Origin of the sequence: Wolbachia endosymbiont (group A) of Cydia amplana (genome assembly GCF_964028495.1) — a bacterium.
GTDB classification, from domain to species: domain Bacteria; phylum Pseudomonadota; class Alphaproteobacteria; order Rickettsiales; family Anaplasmataceae; genus Wolbachia; species Wolbachia pipientis.
In genome coordinates this window covers 1,197,375-1,222,194 of record NZ_OZ034792.1, presented here as the reverse complement: position 1 = coordinate 1,222,194, position 24,820 = coordinate 1,197,375, and the positions used below count along the sequence as shown (strand labels likewise).

At 35.2% G+C, this 24,820-nt stretch carries 27 protein-coding genes and 3 tRNA genes; 10 read left to right on the top strand and 20 right to left on the bottom strand.

Annotated features, from left to right (window positions below; translation table 11 throughout):
- Positions 1-365: 365 nt before the first annotated feature.
- The 3 genes from ABWU40_RS06060 to mnmE form a co-directional block, all read right to left on the bottom strand.
- A complete protein-coding gene (locus tag ABWU40_RS06060) occupies positions 366-1,382 on the bottom strand; it encodes an NAD(P)/FAD-dependent oxidoreductase (RefSeq protein ID WP_174516794.1) in 1,017 nt (338 codons plus the stop codon).
- Positions 1,383-1,550: 168 nt separating this feature from the next.
- Positions 1,551-1,638 (bottom strand) — tRNA-Ser (locus ABWU40_RS06055).
- 47 nt (positions 1,639-1,685) lie between these two features.
- Positions 1,686-3,014, bottom strand: coding sequence for a tRNA uridine-5-carboxymethylaminomethyl(34) synthesis GTPase MnmE (gene mnmE, locus ABWU40_RS06050; RefSeq protein ID WP_015589308.1), 1,329 nt, complete (start codon positions 3,012-3,014; stop codon positions 1,686-1,688).
- 222 nt (positions 3,015-3,236) lie between these two features.
- Here mnmE and nuoI point away from each other — a divergent pair, with 222 nt between their 5' ends.
- The 4 genes from nuoI to infC all read left to right on the top strand — a co-directional run bounded on the left by nuoI (position 3,237) and on the right by infC (position 6,479).
- Positions 3,237-3,719 (top strand): NADH-quinone oxidoreductase subunit NuoI, encoded by a 483-nt coding sequence (nuoI, locus tag ABWU40_RS06045; RefSeq protein WP_041573606.1) that lies wholly within the window; start codon positions 3,237-3,239, stop codon positions 3,717-3,719.
- Between the two features lie 115 nt (positions 3,720-3,834).
- Entirely contained in the window at positions 3,835-4,050 is a 216-nt protein-coding gene (locus tag ABWU40_RS06040) for a hypothetical protein (RefSeq protein ID WP_144054593.1), read from the top strand.
- A complete protein-coding gene (gene thrS / locus ABWU40_RS06035) occupies positions 4,047-5,948 on the top strand; it encodes a threonine--tRNA ligase (RefSeq protein WP_141456657.1) in 1,902 nt (633 codons plus the stop codon). Before ABWU40_RS06040 ends, thrS begins: the two co-directional genes overlap by 4 nt.
- A gap of 12 nt (positions 5,949-5,960) precedes the next feature.
- The gene (infC, locus tag ABWU40_RS06030; RefSeq protein ID WP_015589305.1) at positions 5,961-6,479 is read left to right on the top strand and encodes a translation initiation factor IF-3; all 519 of its coding nucleotides are present in this window, start codon (positions 5,961-5,963) and stop codon (positions 6,477-6,479) included.
- A gap of 28 nt (positions 6,480-6,507) precedes the next feature.
- Here the strand turns inward: infC and nuoF are convergent, their stop codons facing one another.
- Positions 6,508-7,770 (bottom strand): NADH-quinone oxidoreductase subunit NuoF, encoded by a 1,263-nt coding sequence (nuoF, locus tag ABWU40_RS06025; protein WP_015589304.1) that lies wholly within the window; start codon positions 7,768-7,770, stop codon positions 6,508-6,510.
- Positions 7,771-7,789: 19 nt separating this feature from the next.
- Positions 7,790-7,862 (bottom strand) — tRNA-Lys (locus tag ABWU40_RS06020).
- Positions 7,863-8,189: 327 nt separating this feature from the next.
- Between ABWU40_RS06020 and ABWU40_RS06015 the strand changes: the two genes are divergently transcribed.
- The 4 genes from ABWU40_RS06015 (at position 8,190) to ABWU40_RS06000 (ending at position 10,972) form a co-directional block, all read left to right on the top strand.
- Positions 8,190-8,265, top strand: a tRNA-Ala gene (locus tag ABWU40_RS06015).
- Positions 8,266-8,471: 206 nt separating this feature from the next.
- Positions 8,472-9,959 (top strand): magnesium transporter MgtE N-terminal domain-containing protein, encoded by a 1,488-nt coding sequence (locus tag ABWU40_RS06010; RefSeq protein WP_015589303.1) that lies wholly within the window; start codon positions 8,472-8,474, stop codon positions 9,957-9,959.
- A gap of 109 nt (positions 9,960-10,068) precedes the next feature.
- Positions 10,069-10,437, top strand: coding sequence for a hypothetical protein (locus ABWU40_RS06005; RefSeq protein ID WP_015589302.1), 369 nt, complete (start codon positions 10,069-10,071; stop codon positions 10,435-10,437).
- Between the two features lie 103 nt (positions 10,438-10,540).
- The gene (locus ABWU40_RS06000; protein ID WP_174516792.1) at positions 10,541-10,972 is read left to right on the top strand and encodes a hypothetical protein; all 432 of its coding nucleotides are present in this window, start codon (positions 10,541-10,543) and stop codon (positions 10,970-10,972) included.
- A 77-nt stretch (positions 10,973-11,049) separates the two neighbouring features.
- Here the strand turns inward: ABWU40_RS06000 and ccmE are convergent, their stop codons facing one another.
- The 8 genes from ccmE to ABWU40_RS05960 are packed head-to-tail and all read right to left on the bottom strand — an operon-like array spanning position 11,050 to position 17,998.
- Entirely contained in the window at positions 11,050-11,442 is a 393-nt protein-coding gene (ccmE, locus tag ABWU40_RS05995) for a cytochrome c maturation protein CcmE (protein ID WP_141456659.1), read from the bottom strand.
- Positions 11,426-11,563, bottom strand: a complete 138-nt coding sequence (locus ABWU40_RS05990) for a hypothetical protein (protein WP_167482792.1) — start codon at positions 11,561-11,563, stop codon at positions 11,426-11,428. The genes ccmE and ABWU40_RS05990 overlap by 17 nt, the downstream gene beginning before the upstream one ends.
- On the bottom strand, positions 11,560-12,432 hold the full coding sequence (locus tag ABWU40_RS05985) for a biotin--[acetyl-CoA-carboxylase] ligase (protein ID WP_141456660.1): 873 nt from the start codon (positions 12,430-12,432) through the stop codon (positions 11,560-11,562). Before ABWU40_RS05985 ends, ABWU40_RS05990 begins: the two co-directional genes overlap by 4 nt.
- 17 nt (positions 12,433-12,449) lie before the next feature.
- The gene (locus ABWU40_RS05980; protein ID WP_015589298.1) at positions 12,450-13,814 is read right to left on the bottom strand and encodes an NADH-quinone oxidoreductase subunit N; all 1,365 of its coding nucleotides are present in this window, start codon (positions 13,812-13,814) and stop codon (positions 12,450-12,452) included.
- A complete protein-coding gene (locus ABWU40_RS05975; protein WP_015589297.1) occupies positions 13,811-15,253 on the bottom strand; it encodes a NuoM family protein in 1,443 nt (480 codons plus the stop codon). The genes ABWU40_RS05980 and ABWU40_RS05975 overlap by 4 nt, the downstream gene beginning before the upstream one ends.
- A gap of 3 nt (positions 15,254-15,256) precedes the next feature.
- Complete coding sequence (gene nuoL, locus ABWU40_RS05970) at positions 15,257-17,107, bottom strand: NADH-quinone oxidoreductase subunit L (RefSeq protein WP_015589296.1); 1,851 nt, start codon at positions 17,105-17,107, stop codon at positions 15,257-15,259.
- Between the two features lie 4 nt (positions 17,108-17,111).
- Positions 17,112-17,420, bottom strand: coding sequence for an NADH-quinone oxidoreductase subunit NuoK (gene nuoK, locus ABWU40_RS05965; protein ID WP_010962953.1), 309 nt, complete (start codon positions 17,418-17,420; stop codon positions 17,112-17,114).
- Positions 17,411-17,998, bottom strand: coding sequence for an NADH-quinone oxidoreductase subunit J (locus tag ABWU40_RS05960; RefSeq protein WP_015589295.1), 588 nt, complete (start codon positions 17,996-17,998; stop codon positions 17,411-17,413). Before ABWU40_RS05960 ends, nuoK begins: the two co-directional genes overlap by 10 nt.
- 224 nt (positions 17,999-18,222) lie before the next feature.
- On the opposite strand from ABWU40_RS05960, the gene ABWU40_RS05955 reads away from it, so the two are divergent.
- Both ABWU40_RS05955 and ABWU40_RS05950 read left to right on the top strand, forming a co-directional pair.
- Positions 18,223-18,636, top strand: coding sequence for a hypothetical protein (locus ABWU40_RS05955; RefSeq protein ID WP_015589294.1), 414 nt, complete (start codon positions 18,223-18,225; stop codon positions 18,634-18,636).
- A 100-nt stretch (positions 18,637-18,736) separates the two neighbouring features.
- Positions 18,737-20,653 (top strand): ATP-dependent helicase, encoded by a 1,917-nt coding sequence (locus tag ABWU40_RS05950; RefSeq protein ID WP_015589293.1) that lies wholly within the window; start codon positions 18,737-18,739, stop codon positions 20,651-20,653.
- A 154-nt stretch (positions 20,654-20,807) separates the two neighbouring features.
- Here the strand turns inward: ABWU40_RS05950 and ABWU40_RS05945 are convergent, their stop codons facing one another.
- The 7 genes from ABWU40_RS05945 to ABWU40_RS05915 form a co-directional block, all read right to left on the bottom strand.
- Positions 20,808-21,020, bottom strand: a complete 213-nt coding sequence (locus ABWU40_RS05945; RefSeq protein WP_065094389.1) for a hypothetical protein — start codon at positions 21,018-21,020, stop codon at positions 20,808-20,810.
- A gap of 162 nt (positions 21,021-21,182) precedes the next feature.
- Entirely contained in the window at positions 21,183-21,404 is a 222-nt protein-coding gene (locus tag ABWU40_RS05940; protein WP_022626388.1) for a hypothetical protein, read from the bottom strand.
- A 25-nt stretch (positions 21,405-21,429) separates the two neighbouring features.
- Positions 21,430-21,564 carry a hypothetical protein gene (locus tag ABWU40_RS05935; protein ID WP_255324781.1) on the bottom strand — a complete coding sequence of 45 codons (135 nt, stop codon included), beginning with the start codon at positions 21,562-21,564 and terminating at the stop codon, positions 21,430-21,432.
- Positions 21,565-21,597: 33 nt separating this feature from the next.
- Positions 21,598-21,801 carry an IS5 family transposase gene (locus ABWU40_RS05930; protein ID WP_007549940.1) on the bottom strand — a complete coding sequence of 68 codons (204 nt, stop codon included), beginning with the start codon at positions 21,799-21,801 and terminating at the stop codon, positions 21,598-21,600.
- A 91-nt stretch (positions 21,802-21,892) separates the two neighbouring features.
- Entirely contained in the window at positions 21,893-23,059 is a 1,167-nt protein-coding gene (locus tag ABWU40_RS05925) for an aspartate kinase (protein WP_015589292.1), read from the bottom strand.
- Between the two features lie 200 nt (positions 23,060-23,259).
- On the bottom strand, positions 23,260-23,775 hold the full coding sequence (locus ABWU40_RS05920) for a hypothetical protein (RefSeq protein WP_246039562.1): 516 nt from the start codon (positions 23,773-23,775) through the stop codon (positions 23,260-23,262).
- A 252-nt stretch (positions 23,776-24,027) separates the two neighbouring features.
- Entirely contained in the window at positions 24,028-24,705 is a 678-nt protein-coding gene (locus ABWU40_RS05915) for a hypothetical protein (protein WP_246039560.1), read from the bottom strand.
- Between the last annotated feature and the right edge of the window lie 115 nt (positions 24,706-24,820).

Genomic DNA, 24,820 nt, shown 5'->3' with positions numbered 1-24,820 from the left:
TGTTTTAAACGCTTGACAAGCAAGATTTAGCTGCTTTTAATTGCAACTAACCTGCGCTGCAAATGTTTAAGAAATTTACTAAGCAGAAAAAAAGACAAAGAATCCCCGAGTTAGCTAGTCTTTTACTATCTCTGTCGAGTATTGGCATTTTTTGATGTCTTCTAACGCTTTATAAGCGCGTTCAGCTTATTTAGATAAAAATCTAGATGTAGATGAAGTTTTGTAAAGACATACAGTATCTATATACTGTAAAAAATTGAACATAAGACGCCGATACATTAAGTAATCCTTACCTTTTAATCTGCAGATTGGCGAAAGCAAATACAATAGCTTCAGTTTCATGATAAGGGAGCTGGCGAGGTTTGTCAAGGAAGTTTTTCTTTCCCGTGAATTCCCTTCGAAGTCGAGTATTGAAAATTGACTGGAGAATTGTGGATTACTTTGTATATGTCATGACAAGCCATGGCACTCTCAGCAAAACCACTTAATATTAACTTTAGTTTGCCTGAATAAATAGCTATATCTCCGATTGCATATATCCTATCTCTACTGGTTTTAAGTGTAGCTGGGTCGACAACTATGCGGCTATGTTCTAACTGTATACCCCAATTGTTTATTGGACCAAGATTCATTGACAATCCAAAAAATGGCAGCAAAAAATCAGCGGATATTTCTTTTTCTTCCTTAGAGGCAATGTTTTTTACTATCACTGTGCTCAATTGCCCATTACCTCCTGCTAGTTCGTGTAATTGATATGGCACTACCAGTTCTATCTTTCCATCACTTTCAAGTGATTCTAATTTATTTCTAGTTTCAGGAGTGCAGCGAAATTCCTTTCTCCTATGTATCACATAAATTTTCTTCGCAACTTTAGAAAGTTCTACAGTCCAATCAGCCGCAGAATCACCCCCCCCTGCAATGACTATAGTTTTATCCTGAAAATCAGAAATTTTATTTACACTGTAAAATACAGATTTATTTTCATATTCTAATATACCATTCAAGGGCGGACGGTTAGGTTCAAACATTCCGTTACCTGCAGCAACAATAACGGCTTTGCATTTTACCTCTGTACCTGTATTAGTTATGATAATAAAGCTTTGATCGCAGTTATTCGAAATCTTTTCTACTTTTTGACTTAAATGGTAAATAGGCTTAAATGGCGAAGCTTGCTCCATTAGCTGCTCAATTAATTTTTGGGCAGTAATTACAGGATAACCAGGTATATCATATATTGGCTTTTCTGGGTAAAGAGCTGTGCATTGTCCTCCTGCTTGATCCAAAACATCTATTATATGACATTTCATATCAAGCATTCCCGCTTGAAAAGCAGTGAATATTCCAACAGGTCCTGCACCTATTATTACTATATCGGTTTTCATATTCAGATGGTGATCTATTTATAGATATTAGCTTTCTTTGCTAACAAGGTCAATTTACAAAGGGATGTATTTTTAAAAGATGTGGCTAGATTAGACAAGATTTCCAGCGTTATGAACCACATAGTCCAAATAAGCTCTAAAAATCAGCTAGCATAGCGAGATGCTGTGCGGACGGAATGGGATTCGAACCCATGGTACGCTCATCACGTACGTCAGTTTTCAAGACTGGTGCCTTAAACCGCTCGGCCATCCGTCCATTTCTTTTCTATCACAACATTTGATTTTAAGCAATCTATAAAAGCTTTACTTGCCCACGCAAAAGTTGCTAAACACACTACTCAATATTTCCTCAACATCAATAATTCCAATCACCGCACCAAGTTCAAATGCAGCAAGCCTCAAATCTTCAGATATCAACTCAATTGGATTATCGATATTAAAACGTTGTAAATGTTCCAGTGCTTTCTTCATGTGATTCCTATGTCTTTGCCGAGTGATTACAGGGGTGTCTCTATCATGCCCAAATTTTTCCTCTGCCTTCTCTTTTATGAGAGAGATCAATTTGTTTGTACCTATTTCCTTTAGAATAGAAATGGGTAAAAGATCTATGCCATTAATTTTTATATTGTGATTATTGATAACATCGTCAGCTTTGCTCAATACATAAATAGTATCGCTATTTACAACGTTGCAATTGATATTATGACGCTGTTCAAAAGGAAATAGTTCTATTCTTAAATCAGCTTCAAAAGACCTCTTTTTCGCTCGACTTATACCTTCTGATTCTATTGGATCTGAACTCTCACGAATTCCAGCAGTATCAGAGAGAATGATTGGGTATCCGCCAATGTCAATATGAGCTTCAAGTATATCTCTTGTTGTGCCTGCATATTCAGAAACAATAGCAATATCACGCTTGGCTAAGAAATTAAACAGAGTTGATTTACCGACATTTGGTTTACCAGTTATTACAATATGTAAACCCTCACGCAACCTTTCGCCCCGTCTATTATCATTTAAATGCTCTTGTATCAATCGCACGAGAGATTGCACTTCATTATTAATTTTTTCCAACTCACTTTTTTCTGCCCAAATGTCCTCTGGAAAGTCTATATATGCTTCGATTTTGGATTGTATCGTTATCAATCTTTGCCTCCAATTGCTGTATAGTCTCTCCAATTCTCCTGATATCTGCTTAATCGCTTGTTTAGCTTGCATTTTCGTCTCAGCGTCAATTAAGTCTGCAATTCCTTCTATTTGAGTTAAGTCAAATTTACCATTTAGAAAAGCCCTAAGTGAGAATTCTCCAGGCCTGGCCATAACGAAAATTTTTGATAATTCCTCCAAGATGATTTTTATGACTGCCTTACTTCCATGCACTTGTAACTCTATAACATTCTCGCCAGTGAAACTGTTTGGAGCAGGGAAATAGATGATTATTCCATTATCTATCAATTGATTGAAATCATCATATAGATCAACTAAAGTAGCAAATCTTGGTTTAATTTCTTTCTTAATATGAAAATGATTTAAAGCTTTAAGCGCGTAATTGCCTGAAATTCTGATTACTGCAACTCCTGACTTACCAAATACGGTCGACAAAGCGAAAATAGTTTCATTTGTGTTTGTCATTATTTATATAAACTACTTAGCAATATTACACTTAAGAAACCAAAATACCTAATTTGAAAATATTCAAAATTTTTATCTATCTTGCTAGTTTATATTAATGCAGTACTATCATACTAGTGAATGTATTATATAGAAAAGCTGTAAAAGTCACCCAGGTGAAAATATTTATTTTGAAAACTGATAATATGATTTATAATGACTGACACAAGTTTTAAATATTTTATGCTCAAGAAATTAGCTTGGTATTGGTCTTTTGCAGAGTTAATCAAAGGGTTTGCTATTACATTGAAATATATGTTCAAACCAAAGGTTACGTTAAGATATCCTATGGAGAAGGGCCCTTTAAGTCCAAGGTTTCGTGGTGAGCATGCGTTGCGTAGGTATCCAAACGGTGAAGAACGGTGCATAGCTTGTAAATTATGCGAAGTTATCTGCCCTGCTCAAGCAATAGTTATTGAAGCAGAGGAAAGAGAAGACGGTAGTCGTCGCACCACACGCTATGATATTGACATGACAAAATGCATATACTGCGGGCTTTGCCAAGAGGCATGTCCAGTTGATGCAATTGTGGAGGGTCCTAACTTTGAATTTGCTACTGAAACGAGAGAGGAGCTAATGTACAATAAAGAAAAGTTATTGCGTAATGGTGAAATTTGGGAAGACGCAATTGCACTCAGGTTAAAAAAGAATAGACCTTATTATTAATGTTCAGAGCTTATAACCCTGTTATCCATTATGATTTAGGGGCAGTGCCCACTAGGGGTGGTGTCATCCAAGTAGCTGATACACAACTGTACGAACATTTGTTTGCGAGGGCAGTATGTTAAATGTTATGGCCTGTTTTGCCTCAAACACAAAGGTGTCATCCCAGTGCTTGACACTGGGATCCAGGTATAAAAATATTTGCAAATTGTGCAATGGACAACAGATTTTAGGAGCATACGTTAAACTAATTTCCATTATAAAAATAAGATGGATCCCAGTGTCACGCACTGGGATGACAAAGAGAGGGTTAGACAAAAGGGTCGATAAATGATTAGGATTACTTTCTCAACCGAACAAAAAGTAAAAGAATACAGTGGTAAAGTCACTGGCTTTGATATACTACAGCCGAATGTTTTAAAGGAAGCAGTTGCATTGAAAGTAAATGGTGAGTTATATGATCTCTCACGTGAAATTGAATCTGATACAGAGATAGAGGTAATACAACTGAGTGACGAAGCGGGTTTAGATATAATAAGGCATGATGCTGCTCATATAATGGCGCAGGCAGTGAAAGAGCTATTTCCTAATACTCAGATTACTATCGGCCCAACAATTCAGGACGGTTTTTACTATGATTTTGCTACAGATCGTACCTTCACTACGGACGATCTTACCGCAATAGAAAAGAAAATGAAAGAGATTGTAAAAAGTAACCACAGATTTGTTCGAGAAGTTTGGACTCGCAAGCAGGCAATTGATTTCTTTAGTGGTATAGGCGAAAAATATAAGGTTGATATTATCTCATCCATACCAGAGGGTGAAAACCTAACTGTTTATAGGCAAGGTGATTTTATTGACCTATGTCGTGGTCCGCACTCACCATCAACCGGCAGAGTTAAAGCGTTTAAACTTATGAAAGTAGCGGGTGCATACTGGCGAGGTGATGCAAAGGGCCCAATGTTGCAGCGAATATATGGCACAGCATGGAGAAATAAGGATGAATTAAACGCTTATCTTGAGTGTCTCAAAGAAGCAGAGAAACGTGATCACCGCAAAATTGCCAAGGATATGGATTTATTTCACATCCAAGAGGAAGCTGTTGGGCAGGTTTTTTGGCATGAACAAGGATATATTCTATATAATGTTCTTGAGTCTTACATCAGAAAGAAGCTAATAAATAATGGCTATTTTGAGGTAAAAACTCCTATTTTAGTAAGCAAAGAGCTGTGGGAAAAATCTGGACATTGGGATAAGTTTCGTGAAAATATGTTTATTGTTGATGAATCTGAAAGCAAAAAGCTAGCAATAAAACCCATGAATTGTCCTTGTCATGTGCAGATTTTTAATTCTCACACCAGAAGCTATCGTGATTTACCAATACGTATGGCAGAGTTTGGCACATGCCATAGAAATGAAAGCTCAGGCTCATTGCACGGACTGATGCGAGTGCGTGGTTTTACGCAAGACGATGCACACATTTTTTGTATGGAAGAACAAGTGAATTCTGAGACTATAAAGTTTTGTGACCTTTTAAAAGAAGTATATTCAGAGCTTGGGTTCAATGAAATTTCTGTGAAATTTTCAGACCGTCCAGGTATTAGAGCAGGTAATGATGAAGTATGGGATAGAGCTGAAAAAGCGCTGCTTGAAGCCGTTAAAGAAGCGGGCTTGAGTTATAAACTTAATCCTGGTGAAGGTGCATTTTATGGTCCAAAGCTAGAGTTTGTTTTAAAAGATGCAATAGGCAGAAGCTGGCAATGTGGAACATTGCAAGTTGATTTCATTTTACCAGAACGTCTGGGAGCTTTTTATATAGGGGCAGATGGACACAAGCATCACCCTGTTATGCTACATAGGGCAATTCTTGGGACTTTTGAGCGTTTTATTGGAATTTTGATAGAAAATTATGCAGGAAAATTTCCAGTTTGGCTTGCTCCAACGCAACTTGCTATTCTGACCATTACAAATGAGGCTGACGGTTACGCCACAGAAATCAGCAATGTCTTAAAAGAACAAGGTGTGAGAGTCAAGACTGATTTGACCAATGAAAAAATTAGTTATAAGATACGTTTGCATAGTCTAAACAAGGTTCCTATATTGTGGATTGTAGGCAAAAATGAAGTTACAAGTAAAACTGTGTCAGTGAGAAATTTAGGATCGGAAAGACAGGAGTCTTTTTCTTTGGAAAAGGCTAATGAATCGCTGTTAAAAAGTATTAATTTGAATTAAGGGAGTTAAAGTTTGCAAGTTAAAAAGAACAATAAAAACAGAATTAATGGATTCATCACAGCTAAGGAGGTACGCTTAGTTGATCACAGTGGTGAAATGGTCGGAATCGTGCTAATAGAACGAGCTTTGGAACTTGCACAGGGTGTTGGTTTAGACTTGGTAGAAATTGCACCTGATTCAACTCCTCCAGTATGTAAAATACTGGATTATAGCAAACAAAAGTATGATATAAAAAAGAAAGCAAGTGAAGCAAAAAAGAAACAAAAAACATTAACTATAAAAGAAATTAAACTGGGTCCCAATATTGGTGATCACGATTACGGAACAAAATTGCGTCAAGCAAGAGACTTACTTGCCCACGGACATAAAATCAAAGTTACAATGAGATTTAAGGGCAGAGAGCTTATAAACACTGAAGTTGGATTGGAAAAATTAGAACGGCTAATTAGAGACACTGAAGATATCGCAAAGGTAGAATTAGCACCTAAAAGGGAAGGGAATCAATATTTTTTAGCTCTGGTTGCTAAGTAGCAAGACGGCTTAAGAAGTATAAGTAGAGTTAAACTATCGCTCTCTCTTTGATAACATGGCGAAAATGTCTTATTAATCCTTGAATCGGCCAAGCTGCAGCATCGCCAAGCGCGCAAATTGTATGTCCTTCTATTTGAGTTGTAAGGTCAAGCAGCTTATCTATTTCATCAGGTTTAATATCTCCTGCCACCATCCTCTTCATAATCCTCCACATCCATCCAGTACCTTCACGGCATGGTGTGCATTGCCCACAGGACTCATGCATATAAAAGTGTGATAACCTCTCTATTGCAGCTATTATATCAGTTGATTTATCCATCACTATTACAGCAGCAGTACCAAGCCCTGATTGTGCAGTTCTTAATGAATCAAAATCCATTTCAATAGTATCGCATATAGATTTTGGAATTAATGGCACTGAAGACCCACCAGGTATTACAGCAAGTAAATTATCCCAACCCCCTCGCACTCCACCTGCGTATTTTTCAATCAATTCACGTAATGGAATTCCGAGCTCTTCTTCAACATTACACGGGTTGTTTACGTGCCCTGAAATACAAAAGACCTTGGTACCAGTATTATTTGGTTTACCAAGAGATGCAAACCATTCTCCTCCGCGATTCAGAATATCTGGAACCATGGCTATAGTTTCAACGTTGTTTATTGTAGTTGGGCAGCCAAAAAGTCCAACACCTGCAGGAAATGGAGGTTTCATGCGAGGAAAGCCCTTTTTTCCTTCAATTGATTCAAGTTGAGCTGTTTCTTCTCCACATATGTAAGCTCCTGCACCCCTATGGATAAACACATCAAGATCATAGCCTGATTTGCAGGCATTTTTTCCAATTAAACCTTCTTTATAGGCTTCCTCAAGTGCCTTTTTTAGAACTAAATATTCATTATAAAATTCACCCCTGATATAAATATATGCAACTGATGCGCTGATCGCTCTGCCGGCCAGGAGAATTCCCTCAAGTAACTTATGTGGCTCATATCGCAATATATCTCTATCTTTACATGTACCAGGTTCTGACTCATCTGCATTGACTACTAAATATGTTGGTTGTTTTTTTGGAAGATTTTTGGGCATAAAGCTCCACTTAAGGCCGGTAGAAAATCCTGCACCTCCTCGACCTCTCAAACCAGATTTCTTTACTTCATCAATGATTTTTTCTGATCCTAAATCTAGTAACTCCTTTGTTTTTTGCCAGCTACCACGTTTTTTTGCACCCTCAAGTAGTGGAGTTTCTTTACCATTTAGGTTGGTGAATATTTTGTCTTGTTCTTTTAGCATGTTTTTCAAAATTTGTGAGTGATCCCGACGCGATTCGAACGCGTGACCCACTGATTAAAAGTCAGTTGCTCTACCGGCTGAGCTACGGGATCATTTCATTTTTCAGCTATACTAAACATCAATACAGTTTTTATCCATTTTAATCAAACTAAAATTTTCATGTGTGGTTAAATAAATTATATAATATACTGCGTTAGTGATAATTTAGTTAAAAAATTTTTAAAGGAAAACTTCTTGTTAATTTTCAATTCACAGATTCATTTGGCAAAGCTTATAGTGTGATGTAAAAATCTGAGAAGACAAAAAGATAGAGAATTGTACATAACTGCAGAATTTGTGCACTATTTAGCAATAGCCTAACAGATAAATATTTCTTGCATTTCAGCCTGAGTGATTTATGCTTTAAGCAAGAATTACCTGGGGGTATAGCTCAGCTGGTAGAGCATCTGTTTTGCACGCAGAAGGTCAGCGGTTCGATCCCGCTTGCCTCCACCAGTCTATATTAGCTCTAGCCGCCACAAAACCTGTCAAAGCAGCTTATTTTAATCTATGAGGATTTTATACTACTTCCCTGAAAATCCCTATTTCTTTTCGTAACTTTTCTCTACACAAGTAATGTTGGTTATTACAATTGTAATATATACCAACTTAACAATAAATTAATTGTTAGAATACTAACAATTAATTTATTGGTAACGCCTATGAGTGGAAAAAAGCATGTTTTTAAGATGGTACCTGGAAAAGAGGTGTTTAGAAAAACCCCGACTAAATTGATAAAGTGGCCTGAAGGTTATGATCCTACAATGTCTATTAAAAAAGTTGAGCTTGTATCGCTGGATGATAAAAACGATGTAGCACTAGGCTTATTACCTATAAAACTTTGCGGCAGTTCTTGCCTAGACAGTTACATATGTCTGGAGGAAGAAAATGAAGGAAATCTGGTAGCCAAAGATTATAAAAGTGATTCTAACTTAGATTATGTAAAAAGTAACCATACATTTGTATATTACGGTAATGAGTTGGCTAAGTTATCATATACAAGAGAACTTGTGCAGCCTTTCAAAACTATGTGTAGCAGTTCTATTAAATCAAAAAAATTGGAATACAAATATGTAACATGGGAAGATTCAGATACTGGCAACAATAAATATTATTTTTCAGACGAGGCAGGAAATATAATCGATTCACCTGACAATGAGGTATTACAAGACATTATGTTATACTACGGTGAGAGACATATAAGAGATGTGCTACTGTTGCTATCAAGCACGTTTACCAAAGTTTTTATTCAGGGCCTAACAGACGACCAACTAAAAACTCTTACCAATACTCTTAGTAACGAGCAACTGCAAAAAATAATTCCTGAACTGAGCTCAAGCCAACTACAGACCTTAGCAAAGAACTTAACAGATGAACAACTCCAAGCTTTAGTGGATCATCTAACCAATCACCAATTACAAACTCTTGCTCAGGAACTAAATCCAGAAAAGTTACAAATAATTGTTCCTATTTTAAATGATGCTCAGCTTGAAGCTCTAGTTAGAGACTTAAATCCAGAGCAAGTAAAAGAAATTTTACCTCACTTAAAAGTGGATCAGTTCAAAGCACTTATTAAAACTTTAAATGACGAACAATTTACAGTGCTTGCAAAAGACTTGGCTGAGCACCACTTGACAATACTTTCTAAAGAATTAGAAGGTGACCAGTTGAAAGCTTTAGTAAATAGTCTGCAAGAAGACCAACTGAAAGACTTAGTTAATAAGCTTGATCATGATAAACTTGGCATAATTGCTCAGGATTTAACTGATTCTAATAGGATCCAGATTATCATTAAGTCTTTAGCTAACAACCCAGAAAAACTTCAAGCTTTTGCTCGCAATATGTCTAATGAGCAGTTTAAGGAACTTTTGGATAACGTGGGTGCAGAAGAGCTTAAAGATATCATTCACAAACTGCCTTATGAGAAAGTGACAGCTGTGATTGGTGATCTCGGCAGTAAGGATCAGTCTAAAGCTATTATTGATGCATTAAAAGAGAAACTTGAAGAGCAAAATGGAAAGATAGGAGAGCTTATGGATAAGATTGACCAGATGCTTCCTGAGCAAAGTGAAGCAAATTGGGATAATGCACATCTATCACCTTACGTCTTTCAAGATACTAATACTGAATTTACAGTAATAGATGTTTAGTGCGAACTTGGATACTTATAAATTAATGTTTATAAGTTAAAAGAAAAAACAGTTTGCATGTGAAACTAAAAAATAATTTAAACTTTAATAATTTATGGAGGTAATTTATATGAGCAAGAACTCGCAAAACCTTGTACAAAATGAGGATAATTTTACTACTGGTAATAAAGAAAAACTTATAAGCGCTCTTGATCTTATTATACTTAAGACAGGTACTGATAAGGATATACAAGACCTTGGCAAAACAGCAAGTGGTCATACTGTTAAAAAAGCAGTTGATGCATTAGTTAATAATATAAATGAACAACTTATTAGTGGGTTGAATATTATGTTAGGAGAAGAGCAAGCTAAAGTTAAAAGTTTGGAAGATATTATAGGCAACGATGATGCAGGATTAAAAAAAGATCTAAGTGAGTTAGCAGGTAAGGTAAATAGTATGTTACCTGAGGAGGCACCAACCCATCCTGATATATTGTAGTAGTTAGGAAAGTAACAGCCTGATACAGGCTGTTACTCTTTCCACATACCATTTCAGTGTAGCTGAGTTGATTTTAAAAGTATAATTTTTTATAGGAGTTAATATGAGTAATTACAGTGTAAAAGAAAGCGAAAAAGACTATGAATCAATAGGAAGAATAGTCGAAGACGAATATAGAATAATAGATGACATAGAAGTCAAAATTAAGCCTAAATCTTTTGAGAGCAATAAAGAAAAGAATGCGTCGGTTGGTTATGTTCACAAAGTTCTAGACAAACTAATCACAGAATTAAACGACACATTTGTTTCTGACTTGGATTACCAATTGAGGCTTAATGCAAACTATGTTCAGAATAAATTGAGTAAGGATTTATATGATTTGGACAAGGTAGTTATCGATACTAGTAAGAATTATGAAATTTTGGAAAAAAACTTTAATAATCTAAGAGAAGAAGTTGAAAAATTAAAAATAGGAACGGTTAGTGATGACAACATAGATGAATGGGAAGCACCAACTCACCATGATATATTATAGTAGTTAAGAAAGTCACAGCTTGCTAGCAGGCTGTGACTCTCTCTACATACCGTTTCAATACAGCCAGGTTAAGGAATCTATTTTAAAACTTTCGGCATATAGTTCTCATCATGTTTTGCAAACACCGTATCTGCAAGAAAGGTATTATTATCAAACATTTTACCTTGCACAACAACACCACTTTTTTCTGAAAACATTGGTGGAAGTATTCCCTGGTATTTTACCACAACGCTTTTGTTAAAATCTGTCATTTGAAAAACTACTTCACTTTCGCTCCGTATCACACTATCTTCAACAACCATTCCACCAATATGGATTGGCTTTTGACTATTTGGTAAAACTATTGCCTCACTTACTGTATAGAAAAATGAGATATTTTCTTTGAGCGTTGTTAAAATAAAAAAGACTATGCAGCTTAAAAAGCAGAAAATTCCTGAAGTTATAAGTAATCGCTTATGTTTCTTCTTCATTATTATCTTTCAGGCTTTCTAGAATTTTTTTACTTTTAATATAGCAAGAAATGGTAAAAATCAGTTCTCCGGTAATCAACGTAAAACTAATAAGGTAAGCAAAAATTACATATGTATTCATAATGCACTGCCAATAAATAACTCACCTGCATCAAAATAAATTAAGCTTCCATCCTTTTGCTGCAACACCAATTTACCACTTTTATCTATATCAGCAAAAATTCCTTCATACAATTTGTCAGCTAACTTTACACTGATTTGTTCATGCATTTTGAATGCTTTTTTTAACCACATTTCTCTTATAGCATAAAACCCATCAAATAGCCATTGCTTTCTTAGCTTATTAAAATTTATTATTAATTTTTTTAGTAGATCTATGTTAGACACAGACTCACCGTAATTGCTAATGCACGTTGTTCCTGGAAGTGGTGCATGATTGACATTAATTCCAATTCCTATAATGAGCCAATTCGAATTGGATCTTTTTTCAAGCAATATTCCACTTATTTTCTTGCCATCGATTAGAATGTCATTTGGCCATTTATACTGGAGATTTAGACCATTTATAAATGACAGTATAGTATTTCCAACAGCAAGAGCAGTAACAAAAGTCAATTCTGTTAATTTGCTGACATCCGCAATTTTATTCACCAAACCCCTCTCTGTCATCCCAATGCCCTCTGATGTCATCCCAGTGCTTGACACTGGGATCCATTCTTCTTTTTTTCTAGATTCCAGCGTCACGCGCTGGAATGACACCGAAAGCTGGCTTTCATTAAGATAATCGTTAAAGAGGTTTATTACCAAACTCGCATAAAAATTACCCTCTGGAGAAATCCAGTTTTTTCCAGTGCGCCCTCTACCCTCTGTTTGTTTATCGGCAATAATAACGGTTTCATTTGATATTCCTCTCCCAATTAAATCCAACGCTTCTTTATTAGTGCTTGAAACTTCTTTGTAATGATGAATATGAAAACCCTCAGGGATCACCTTGTCAGTCCTTTAGTTCAATGAGTGAGTAAAACGTACAAGAAAAGAACGAGGTTGATCAGTGAAGCCACTGAAGTAATAATGAATAGACCCTTAGAATAAGCAACCTTATTACCACTAGCTTTATCAAAATACATAACTTTCATGATATTTAAATAATAGTAGCATGATATCACACTCGCTATTACAAGGATCAAGGACAGGCTGATAAAGCCAGAATTTATTAAACTTTTGAATATAAAAAATTTAGCGATAAAACCTGCAAGTGGAGGTATTCCCGACATCGAGAGTAACAGCACAGAAAGATGAAATGCTACAATTGGGCGTTTCTTCCCTATACCAGATAAATTTGCAATATCACAATCGTCATCGTCAATTTGTACGAGATATGAGAATAGCCCTATGCTTGTGATGATATATATCACCAGATACATTAAGGCACTATCTGTTCCTGCTTGTGTAAAAATAGAAAGTGAAGCAAATATAAAACCAATGTGACCAATTGAACTGTAAGCAAGCAGCCTTTTTAAGTTTTGCTGACGCAAGGCCCCAAAAGCTGAGATAAGCACAGACAATGCTGAAACGTATAAGAAAATAGGCTGAACATAACTTTTTACATTTACTAACTCTTCATTCATCAATCGAATTAAAAATGTTACAAGTGCAGCTTTTGGAGCTGTAGAAAAAAACGCAGTTACTATGGTAGGTGCACCTTGATAGACATCTGGAGCCCACATATGAAAAGGAGCAATAGCAAGCTTGAAACACAAACCAATTAGGATAAAGACTAATCCAAAAACTATTCCATAAGTTATCTGATGGCTTTGCAAGAATGAACCGAGCTCAGAGAAATTGACTTGTCCTGTATATCCATAAAGCAGCGACATTCCATATAGCATAATGCAGGAAGATAGTGCACTAAGTGTAAAATATTTCACTCCTGCTTCACATGAATAAGCTGAATCTTTATTAAAGCTCGCAAGAACATACAAAGATATACTCATCAACTCAAAAGCTAAATAAAAAGAAATCAGACTATTTGCTGAAACCAAAGTTATCATGCCAAATAGCGCAAAAAGAATCAGTATTGAAAATTCATATTTATAGTCATATTTTGATAAATTCAGCATCAAAAGTATTAAAATTCCTGTGCTGAGAATTAACCCTTGGGCTGACCTGATGTATAAATTGAGTTTTAACAACGAATTAAAGAGAAAAATTTCATTGTTTTCTGCCGAAATAATTAAAATAATCAAAGTTACCACTGTGCAGCCAAGTGCTAATAAGTTGATAGTTCGGCGGTTAAATATAATTCCAAGCAGCAGCAACACTAACGAGGAGATAATAGAGAACGTTTCCGGCAATATCTGTATATAATTCATAGCGCATTATATTTGACTAACAAATTTGCCATACATGGCTTCAAATAATTCAGTGCAAGGGTTGGGTAGAATCCAAGCAAAATAACAAACACTGCAAGCAGAATTAAGACAGAAAATTCTATGCTATCCAAGCGGTTATTTAATAATTTAGAATAGCTAACCCCCCATATTATTTGCTTACATAAATTCAGCATATAAACTGCGCTTAAAATAGTGCCAAGTGCGATAAATCCTGTAAAAAACCCTATGCTCTTAAACATTCCAACCATAGCCAAAAACTCACCTATGAATCCAGATGTTCCAGGTAGCCCTATTGAAGCCATTGAAAATAAAATGAACATAAAACCAAATTTTGGCATTGTGTTTACTATGCCAAAATATTTTGCAATCTCCAAAGTTCCAGTTCGAGTATATAGCATTCCAACACACAAAAATAAAGCAGCAGAAATAAGGCCATGACTAATCATTTGAAATATGCTACCCAGTACTCCTTCCTCACAAAATGAAAAGAGGCCAGCAGTAACGATCCCCATATGTGCTATTGAAGAATAAGCTATTAACTTCTTTATATCATCTTGAGCAAACGCAACTAGAGAAGCATATATTACCGCAATAATGCTCAGCACAACAACGAAATTTGAAAAATACAAACTTGCCTGAGGAAGCATTGGAATAGAAAACCTTAAAAATCCATATCCCCCCATTTTAATAAGCAAGCCAGCTAAAATCACAGATCCAGAAGTTGGTGATTGCACATGCGCATCAGGAAGCCAAGTGTGAAATGGAAACATCGGTACTTTTATTGCAAAAGAAATAAAAAATGCAATCCATAGCAATGACTGCACTTCAAGATCAAGACTTGGCACTAATGTAGCTAATTTTTGTATATTAAACGTCCCAAAAGTGCTATAGATGTACACCAAGCCAAGTAGGAATAATAATGAGCCAGTTAATGTATAAAGAAACAACTTAAACGTTGCATATACCCTGTGTTTTCCTCCCCAGATGCCAATAATAAAGAACATTGGTATTAAAACAGCTTCAAAAAACACATAAAAGCTTATAGCATTCAGTGAAACGAAAAAACCGACTACAAAACTCTCAAGCAGTAGAAACAATGCCATATATGGACTGAGGGTCGTATAACTCATTTTGCAGTTGTAGAGTATACAAATTACAAACAAGAAAGTTGTAAGCAGAAGGAAAAGCAACGATATACCATCTATCCCTATTCCAACATTTCTAATTGGGTAGCTGACAAACTGAAAGTCCGCATTGTTATAATCAAATTCTATACAAGCTACAATGCTAAGCAAAAATGGAAGTACAGCAAAAAATAGGGCAAGGAATCTTAGGTGTATAGATTGATGATTAATCCTGATTAAGGATAAAATCAACGCTCCTATCAGTGGAAGCAAGAATATACTAAGTAACAACACCTTCTATTTAATTCCAATAATATATAAAGCACCGATTATTAAAGTAACAAACATAATAAGTGCATAATCAAATATATAACCAGTTTGCAACTTTATAGAACTTTTTGAACATTCATTAACCAACCTTACAACACCATTTGGTCCAAATGAATCAATAGCCTTAACATCAAACTTCCATAGAAGCCTAGATATAAACCTTATTGGTACAATTATAACAAACTCATACACCTCATCAAAGTACCATTTATTCTGCAAAAATTTAAGTAAAAATTTACTCTTAATTTGCCTAATTACTTGATATTGGTAAATTAGGTACGCAAGTGCTATTCCACTTAGGCTCGCCAAGGTTGGCAGTAGTTTTATAAAGAAATTATGAACTCCATGCTCATCAACCACCACTAAACTTGATTTCCAAAACGCATTACTAGTTATGTTCAAAATATTTGCTCCCCACACTCCAGAAAATACCGATCCAAAAGCAAGTATCAGTAATGGTATAAGCATAATCTTCTGTGCTTCATGTATATTAATTTTACTTTGTTTTTGGCTGTGGAACACAAGAAGCAATAACCTCCAAGAGTAAAACGCTGTGAAGAATGCAACAACTAAGCTTATTACAAAAGCAAAGCTATCCGTGCTATAAGCATGTTCAATTATCAAATCCTTTGAGTAAAAACCTGCAAATGGAAATATTCCAGAAAGCGCAAGAGACCCAATCCACATGAGAGTGTAAGTGCAAGGGATTTTCTTCCAGCAATTTCCCATTTTCTGAATGTTTTGCTCATGATGCATTGCATGAATCACATTGCCAGCACCAAGAAATAGTAGAGCTTTAAAAAAAGCGTGGGTCATTAAATGAAAAATAGCAACATTGTAAGCAGAAAGCCCACATGCCATGAACATATAACCAAGTTGACTGCAGGTTGAATAAGCAATTATTTTTTTTATATCATTCTGAGTAATCGCAACGGTGGCTGCAAAAAAAGCAGTAAGTGCACCAACGATAACTATTAATTCTCGTGCCACATTTGATAACTCAAACAATGAAGAACATTTTGCTATTAAAAATATACCGGCTGTTACCATCGTTGCTGCGTGAATGAGTGCAGAAACAGGGGTTGGCCCTTCCATTGCATCTGGCAACCAAACATGTAAACCAAGCTGTGCAGATTTACCCATACAGCCAATAAAAAGTAATATGCATATTATATGAATTACTTTGAATTCACAGCAGAATGCCCTAATGTTCTGCGCGCCAAGAAGATCAGCTGTGTCAAAAACTTCAGTAAATTTCAAAGAGTGAAATGTATAATAAATAAGAAAGATTCCAATCAATAGTGCAAAGTCTCCTACCCTATTCACAACAAATGCTTTAATTGCTGCATTATTTGCAGAATATTTTTGGAACCAAAATCCTATGAGTAAATAAGAACACAGGCCAACTCCTTCCCAGCCAAAAAAAAGCTGCACGAAATTATCGCTTACAACCAGCACAATCATGCAAAATGTGAACAGCGATAGGTAAGAAAAAAACCTCGACTTCCCATGCTCCATATAGCCGATAGAATAGAGATGCACTACCAGCGAAACGGTGGTAATAACAATCAGCATTAAGGATGAGAGAGCATCCACACTAATTGCCCAATTTACTTTTAATACACTTAATGAAAATAAAGGAAATAAACTCAAGTGATAATTTTCAGAGAAGGTAAGAAAAACATACCAAGATAAAACTGCAGATATTCCAATCCCTGCCGTTGTAATTAACTGACCAAAAACATCCTTTCTAAAAAGTGCTGCAAATAGTGAACCAAAAAGTGGCAAAAATACTATTAATTTCAGTATATCCATCATACTTTCATTCTTTCATTAAGTTCGCTTGTTCAACATCTATATTGCCACGGCTTCTATAATATACAACCAATATTGCAAGTCCAACTCCTGACTCTGCTGCCGCAACAGTCAACACAAACATCACAAAGATTTGCCCAACTATATCATTCATAAAGGCAGAAAAAGCAACTAGATTGATGTTAATCGCCAACAATAATATTTCTATTGATAACAATATATTGATTATGCTCTTACGGTTGATGAAAATACCGCACACCCCAACAGTGAACAAAATAGCAGCAACTATCAAAAAATGATTTAATCCTATTTCCATTCCACTCCTTTTCCAAATTTAGCCTTAACCAATTTTACAGATGAAGATTGCGTCAATTGCTTTAATACATTCTGTTTTTTAACTCCTTTTTTCTTGTCCTGCAAAGTAAGAGCAATTGCACCGACAATTGCAACAAGTAGCAAAATTCCAGAAAGATGAAAAGCGTACATGTAGTCGGTATACAGCAAATTACCAATAGCTTTCACATTATTGGTATTATAGTTTATAACATTGCTTATATTCGGTGCTGAGCTGCGGATTACAAAGCTGATGACTAGAAAAAACACAACACACAACATAGCACCAAGAGTGCAATGCTTTGCAAAACCCTGGCGCAACCTTATGTAGTCAATATCGAGCATCATAACTACAAAGAGGAACAACACCGCAACCGCACCGATGTATACTATCAGCACCATCATAGCAATGAATTCAGCTCCAAGGAGAATAAAAAGCACTGCAGAGTTAACGAAGGTGAAAATTAAAAATAATACTGCATGCACAGGATTTCTTACACTAATTACGCATACAGCAGATAAAATGCTAAGAATTGCAAAAAAATAAAAGAAAAAAGGCATCGATACTTTAACTGCAACAATAGTTACTAATTTAAAGTAACTATCGTGGTAAAGTCAATATTATATTAAACGTTTAAAAACATTGTACTACAAAGCTCCAGCTCCATTTTAAATTATTATATAGAGCATTTTCTCAGTAATGCAATAAACACTTAACTTGTTCTTGATAATTTTAATTTATTAACGTATAATATATGTATATTCATAATTAATGGCAGCGCGAAATGTACAACATATTTGGTTATTTCAAAACTTGTAACACACAAAGTGGTAAATTAAATAGTGAAAGTTATCAGTACACTACAAGAGATTACATGACAATTTACTTCAATAACACACTAGCAAGTTTCAGTAGATCATGGAGAGAATTTAAAGAAAAAGCGTATGGATTTATGTATGATATCGGAACTTGGTTGAAAGAAACATATGAAAATCTCACTGAACGACCTGCAACGCATAACCACTATGCCTCAAAGTTCCCTGTTAAAGTTGAAGAAAGAGAAATGGAGGAGCTAAACCGTACATATAAGTCATTCCAAACTCCACCTATCCACCTAACAAACAGCAGCCTAGATCAGATCAATTTATCGTTACCCACCACATCCAAGCTGCCTAACAAAGGTATATACAAAACGTAACACTTGAGTGAAGCATTCTTTAACTGTTCTATTCAATAAAACCTTTACAATATTTCAATCATAGGTTTAACTTTACGAAGTTATAATCTATAGGGCTACGATGAACGATTATCTCTCACTGCTAAATCCAGAACAACAATCAGCTGTAACTAACATAGATGGACCAGTTTTGATACTGGCAGGAGCCGGGACGGGAAAAACAAGAACGATTACTTCAAGAATAGCACACATAATTAGAAACGGTCACGCTTATTCTGATGAGATATTAGCAGTTACATTTACAAATAAAGCAGCAAATGAGATGGTATCAAGGGTACTTGAGCTAACGGGCACAAACATACCATGGCTTGGCACTTTCCATGCAATTGCAGCAAAAATTTTGCGCATGCACGCAGAAATTGTGGGCTTAAACCCCAATTTTACAATCATTGGTGTGGATGACCAATTACAGGTAATAAAAAATATTATCAATGAAATAAATCCTGATTACCTATCAGAAAAATGTAAGACCATTATGAATATTATTCAGCAATGGAAAGAGAAGTGCTTATTGCCATCTGAAGTGGAAGATATTCAATCATTTAGGCCAGTATATGTAACTGCACTCAAGGTCTATCACCAGTATCAGGAAAGGTTGAAATTCCTTAACTCTGTCGATTTTGGTGACTTATTGCTATATAACATACAACTCTTTAATCAAAAGACCGAAGTTCTGTCCTACTACCAAAACAAGTTTAAATATGTCATGGTAGATGAATATCAAGATACAAATGCGATACAATATCTTTTGCTAAAATACCTTGCAAAAGAGCACTCAAATATTTGCTGTGTAGGAGATGATGACCAGTCGATATATAGTTGGCGTGGTGCAGAAGTTGAAAATATTTTGAAGTTTTCTGATGATTTTAAAAATGCAAAAACCGTTAAACTAGAGTGTAACTACAGGTCAACATCCCACATACTTGCAACTGCGTCATATGTTATCAATCACAATAAGACTCGCTTAGAAAAAAAATTGTGGACAACAAACATTGAAGGGGAAAAGGTAAATCTAATAAAATTATGGGATGGGAAAGCTGAAGCAAGGTTCATAAGCGAACAGATATTGAAACTCAATAAATACAGATTTAGTGACATTGCAGTCCTGGTAAGGGCCACTTTTCAAACTAGAGTTCTCGAAGAGTATTTTATAAAATATTCAATTCCCTACAAGATTATAAGTGGCGTAAAATTCTACGAACGTCAGGAAGTCAGGGATATAATTGCATATTTAAGACTTGTTACAAACAATAACGATGACTTAGCTTTCGAAAGGATAGTAAATCGGCCAAAAAGAAGCATAGGAGCTACAACTCTAAAGAAAATATACACGACTGCTCAGGATAACAAAATTTCTTTTTTTGAGGCAGCAAAAATATTAGTTAATAGTAATCAGGTAACCGAAAGAATTAAACTCTCACTCAACGATTTTTTAAATAAAATTAAAGCTTGGGAAGAAATAGTAAGCGTAAAACCACTGCATGAATTCGTTAAAATCGTAGCAAACCAATCAGGATATATTGAAATGCTTGAAAATGAGGAGGTAACAGGCTTAGCACGAATAGAAAATGTTAAAGAGCTCATCTCATCTTTAAAAAATTTCGATAATGCCACAACTTTCTTGGAGCATATAAGTCTGGTGATGGAAGTGGATAATATGAATAACGATGACACCGTATATGTTATGACTCTTCATGCAGCCAAAGGACTTGAATTCCCGTGCGTGTTTCTACCTGGTTGGGAAGAGGGATTATTTCCTCATCAAAGATCTTTTGATGACAAAAGTGGTAAAGCTTTAGAAGAAGAAAGGAGACTCGCATATGTTGGCATAACCAGAGCCAAAGAAAGGTTAATCATTTCATGTGCAGATAGGAGGGAAATTAACAACCAGTGGCAACCGATGCGCACTTCTCGGTTCATTAAAGAATTGCCAAGAGAAAATGTTGAGGTAATTAAAAGCAACATTGCCTACTGTTGAAGCTATAATTGCAGATAAACATATCTTACAAATCTGAATTACTTTAACTATATGTTTCTCTTGGCAAAAATTCTGTAACCGTTCACACTTAATTCTTCAATCTCATACCAATTTCTATTACATAACAAACAAATAGACAATAGAAGTGAGAAGGTTATACTAAGGCAGTATAATGATGGAGTTTTGGAATGGCATTGGTATCAGGTTGCAATTTTAGCTTACATTGTGCCAATCTTTCTTCAATTGCTGCTCGCATAAATTCTGCCTGTCTTTTAGTTCTGCAGTGCACTATCGCATCATCCACATATCTTTCAAATGGTACTGTTGGGTGATTTTGTTTCATCCATATATCAAATGCATGGTGCATAAATATGTTTGAAATGATTGGGCTTATTGAACCTCCTTGCGGAACTCCTTTTTTCCCTAACTACCTTACTGCCATCTGCTTGCTGAATAGGGGATTTCATCCACCTTTCAACATACAGTATGACCCATTTGCAGTCTGTGTGCTTCTTGATAGCCTGCAGTGCTAAATTGTGGTCCAGATTGTCGAAAAATCCTGTAACATCAACAGCTTTCTTGGTAATCGTATCCTGTCTCCAATAAACAGCGGTTTTGCTATGTATCCTTGATCAGCAAAAAACTTACGTAAAGTTGGAGCCTTGTATTTAGCTTGAGTGAAAAGATTTAGAGCACCATCACGATCTTGAACACTTGCACTATGAACATCAGCCGCAATAATTAAGCCCACTGTATCTACAACAATATGACGTTTTCTACCCTTTATTTTTTTTCAGCATCATATCCTCTGGATCCCCTTTTTGAGTGGTTTTTACTGATTGACTGTCAATTATTCCTACTGAAGGTGTTTCATTTTTACCAAACATTTTTCTTACCTCTTTTACTAGCATATTATGTATTTTTTCCAATTTGCCATTACTACGTCACCTGAGAAAATAGTCATACACCGTCTTCCATGGAGGAAAATCTTTCGGCAGCATTCTCCATTGACAACCACCTCTCATTATATACCTTATTGCATTAATAATTGTTCTGATATTGTGCTTTCTTGGCCTCCCTATCTTTCCTTGTGCAACATGTGGCTCCAAAATTTCCCATTCCTTATCACTTATATCACTTGGATACAATTTTCCCTCCTATTTTTTACTTACACTATCATATTTTTTTCCTCATTCCTTTTCAAGACATACTCTTAGACAACTGGACGTCAAGCCTATCCTAGTGCTGCATATCAAGCTCATACTCAGTATGTAAATCTTTGACTAAAGCTACAGCGCATTCTTTTTGAACAATTATACTGATTTTGATTTCAGATGTTGTGATAGCAAGTATTTCTATCTTTTTTTCGCTTAAAACCTTGAGTGTGCGGTGCATCACTTCAGTGTTAGACATAACACCAATACCAATTATTGAAATTTTAGCTACATTATCGTTTATAGCATAATTTTCATTCTTATTCAGTAACTTTTCCATTGAATCAATATCAAATTTGGAGATAACAAAACTTGACCCATGTATCATATCAATTTTAACGTTTGCTCCTGCTATATCTCTTAAAGTACGCAAGTTATTTGCAAGGTTAGTGAAAGTTACAAGAGCTTCATTAGTGCTATAAGTTATTCCAGTAATTAAGTATCTCTCTAGTACATCCCTTTTGTGTAGCACTGTGGTGCCTTCTACTTCCTTAAAAGTGGATAGCACTTGCACTTTAATGTTATGTTTCATTGCAAGTTGTACTGAACGATTATGCAGTATTTTAGCACCAGATGACGACATTTCCAACATTTCATCGTAAGAGATAAATTTGAGCTTGCGTGCCTTTGGAACAATTCTCGGGTCTGCTGTATATATTCCATCAATATCAGTAAAAATTTCGCAAGTTCTAACACCAAAGGCTACCGCGAAGGCAACTGCTGATATATCAGAGCCTCCTCTTCCAAAAGTAGTGATTCTATCATCATTTATACCCTGAAAACCAGCAATGATCGCAGCAGTATAACCCTCAGCAAAAGATCTTTTCACACGTTCAATCTTTATTGTTTTTATTTTAGACTCAGAATAAAAATCATCAGTTGCAATTGGTAACTGCCAGGCAAGCCACGATTTAGCATTAACTCCGATCGATTGGAGAGTGATAGCTAATAGACCGCAAGAGATTTGTTCTCCTGCTGAAAGCATAACGTCATACTCTGATAACTCTTGTCTATAACTTAAATTTGAGATTTGCCTAGCCTGAAAAACCATTTGGTCAGTAAATCCTGCAACAGCAGATACAACAACGATTACATTACAACCTTTCTCAATATCGTTTTTTATCAAATTTGCAACTCGGTTTAAATCAGTTAGCGAAGTCCCACCAAATTTTTTTATGATTATTTTGTCCATAGTTACAATATAACTCTCTTCTGAAGAAAAATATAGTTTTTGTAGAGATAGCAGCTTGCAAGCCATTCAGAAAAGGGAAGACAAAGCTATAGAACACGTCATACCGCCGCGGCGCTAACTAGTAGCGGAATGACGAATTTGTTGTTTTAAAATTGTCAGTAAATCTAAGTTAGTTTAGCTATATAGCACGAACTAAACCACTAAGCAGCAGAAGACCTTGCATGACCTCCAAAAAATGCTTTTACTCTTTCAAGATAAGTAGGTGGTTCTGCAGGTATTTCTATATTATACATTGAATAATACACTGCTTCCTTTATACTATCATCTGTAACTAATTCCCTTAATTTTTGCTTTATGGCACCTCTTTGAATACTTTTTCCATACTCTTCGTAAAATTTTATGTAAAGCTCTTTAAAGACAAATTCTCTTATTTCTATTATTGATTGGTTAATGTTGCTCTTCACCTCATCGCTTATATTATTTTTATCCGCATAATCTTCGGAGTAAAAATCTTCAAACTTGTCTACCAAAATTTTTAATTTTTTATAATTGCAATATTCTTTTAAAAATCTTTCAGTAAATTTAGGTGTTAATACGTTCACTGCTCCATTTATTTGAACCAAGAAATTATTTTTCGCTTCAAGACAACTAAGCGAATAAATAATACGATCGAACATTCCCAGAGTACATAAACCAAGTCCATCCTTTAAATTCATTAGTAATAGTGAATTCACATCTGATTTTTGATTCTTAGCAGCAGTTGAAACTAAGTTTGCAGCTTGTGTGAGAGTTAGTCCAGTTTTTGATTCTTGCCAAGCTGCTTCATTGGAACCATTAAAGTTAAGATAAAGTTTTAATTGCTCTTTTTGCTCAGTTGTAAGCTCATCTGAATTATTTATGTAGTCTTCAAACTCTTTATTGAGTACATTTGGTTGAGCTCCAAATTTCTGTTTTAACTCTTGAGCGCATTAGAGAATACTATGTTCAAAACTACTTGTGTGAACGCTCTGACTGCCAGTGCCCACATCACTTACATTAAACAAAAAGCTTAGCTGCTTTACATTCAAACCCAAAGGTGAGAAAAGCCTCACTAATGGATACTTTATCAATTCAAGAAGTGCCACTGGAATTAGCAGTGCATAATTTAACAATAATAAACCAAAATTAAATATAAGAAACCCACGTAGAGCTGATACCTTTGATGCAATATACAAAAATGGAAGCTGTAGGTAATATATCAAGTGTATACTGAAGAATAAGATTTTGTCCTTTAATTTTATTGTTGGATCTTTATAAACCTCAAACAACATGCTATTGCTATCAATATTGTTGTTTTTAAAGGAGGTATAGTTGTTTATGATCTTCTCTTGCAAGGGAAGAAGCATTTTATTCAGGCAAATAAACGCAGCAATAACAATAAAACCTGTAGCCAAAAATGCTAGTGCAGGGCTAGAAGTGCTTGTAGATAAATAGGCATAAAGACCATCAACAATTAAGTTTTTGTATAATCTTTCAAAGGGACGAACTAGAATCGGGTCAAGGATATAGTTAACAAGAAGATTTAAATAATACACGAGAAACAAAAGTGCAATCAAAAATGCAATAATACTACAAACAACCAAAAATGCTTTTAATCTCGGATTCATAACCCCCTCTTAATAATCTGTTAATATAATCTATTTTAGGAATAAATTGAAAAAAATGCAAGTTTTTATGTTAAAAGATCAATTGAAATTTCTGAGTTTAGGGTATATTGTTAAT

Coding starts and splice junctions, on each gene's coding strand:
- ABWU40_RS06060 (WP_174516794.1), bottom strand. CDS start 1,382: ATGAAAACCGATATAGTAATAATAGGTGCAGGACCTGTTGGAATATTC.
- mnmE (WP_015589308.1), bottom strand. CDS start 3,014: ATGACAAACACAAATGAAACTATTTTCGCTTTGTCGACCGTATTTGGT.
- nuoI (WP_041573606.1), top strand. CDS start 3,237: ATGCTCAAGAAATTAGCTTGGTATTGGTCTTTTGCAGAGTTAATCAAA.
- ABWU40_RS06040 (WP_144054593.1), top strand. CDS start 3,835: ATGTTAAATGTTATGGCCTGTTTTGCCTCAAACACAAAGGTGTCATCC.
- thrS (WP_141456657.1), top strand. CDS start 4,047: ATGATTAGGATTACTTTCTCAACCGAACAAAAAGTAAAAGAATACAGT.
- nuoF (WP_015589304.1), bottom strand. CDS start 7,770: ATGCTAAAAGAACAAGACAAAATATTCACCAACCTAAATGGTAAAGAA.
- ABWU40_RS06010 (WP_015589303.1), top strand. CDS start 8,472: ATGAGTGGAAAAAAGCATGTTTTTAAGATGGTACCTGGAAAAGAGGTG.
- ABWU40_RS06005 (WP_015589302.1), top strand. CDS start 10,069: ATGAGCAAGAACTCGCAAAACCTTGTACAAAATGAGGATAATTTTACT.
- ABWU40_RS06000 (WP_174516792.1), top strand. CDS start 10,541: ATGAGTAATTACAGTGTAAAAGAAAGCGAAAAAGACTATGAATCAATA.
- ccmE (WP_141456659.1), bottom strand. CDS start 11,442: ATGAAGAAGAAACATAAGCGATTACTTATAACTTCAGGAATTTTCTGC.
- ABWU40_RS05990 (WP_167482792.1), bottom strand. CDS start 11,563: ATGAATACATATGTAATTTTTGCTTACCTTATTAGTTTTACGTTGATT.
- ABWU40_RS05980 (WP_015589298.1), bottom strand. CDS start 13,814: ATGAATTATATACAGATATTGCCGGAAACGTTCTCTATTATCTCCTCG.
- nuoL (WP_015589296.1), bottom strand. CDS start 17,107: ATGATGGATATACTGAAATTAATAGTATTTTTGCCACTTTTTGGTTCA.
- nuoK (WP_010962953.1), bottom strand. CDS start 17,420: ATGGAAATAGGATTAAATCATTTTTTGATAGTTGCTGCTATTTTGTTC.
- ABWU40_RS05960 (WP_015589295.1), bottom strand. CDS start 17,998: ATGCCTTTTTTCTTTTATTTTTTTGCAATTCTTAGCATTTTATCTGCT.
- ABWU40_RS05955 (WP_015589294.1), top strand. CDS start 18,223: ATGTACAACATATTTGGTTATTTCAAAACTTGTAACACACAAAGTGGT.
- ABWU40_RS05950 (WP_015589293.1), top strand. CDS start 18,737: ATGAACGATTATCTCTCACTGCTAAATCCAGAACAACAATCAGCTGTA.
- ABWU40_RS05945 (WP_065094389.1), bottom strand. CDS start 21,020: ATGCACCATGCATTTGATATATGGATGAAACAAAATCACCCAACAGTA.
- ABWU40_RS05935 (WP_255324781.1), bottom strand. CDS start 21,564: ATGCTAGTAAAAGAGGTAAGAAAAATGTTTGGTAAAAATGAAACACCT.
- ABWU40_RS05925 (WP_015589292.1), bottom strand. CDS start 23,059: ATGGACAAAATAATCATAAAAAAATTTGGTGGGACTTCGCTAACTGAT.
- ABWU40_RS05920 (WP_246039562.1), bottom strand. CDS start 23,775: ATGAATTTAAAGGATGGACTTGGTTTATGTACTCTGGGAATGTTCGAT.
- ABWU40_RS05915 (WP_246039560.1), bottom strand. CDS start 24,705: ATGAATCCGAGATTAAAAGCATTTTTGGTTGTTTGTAGTATTATTGCA.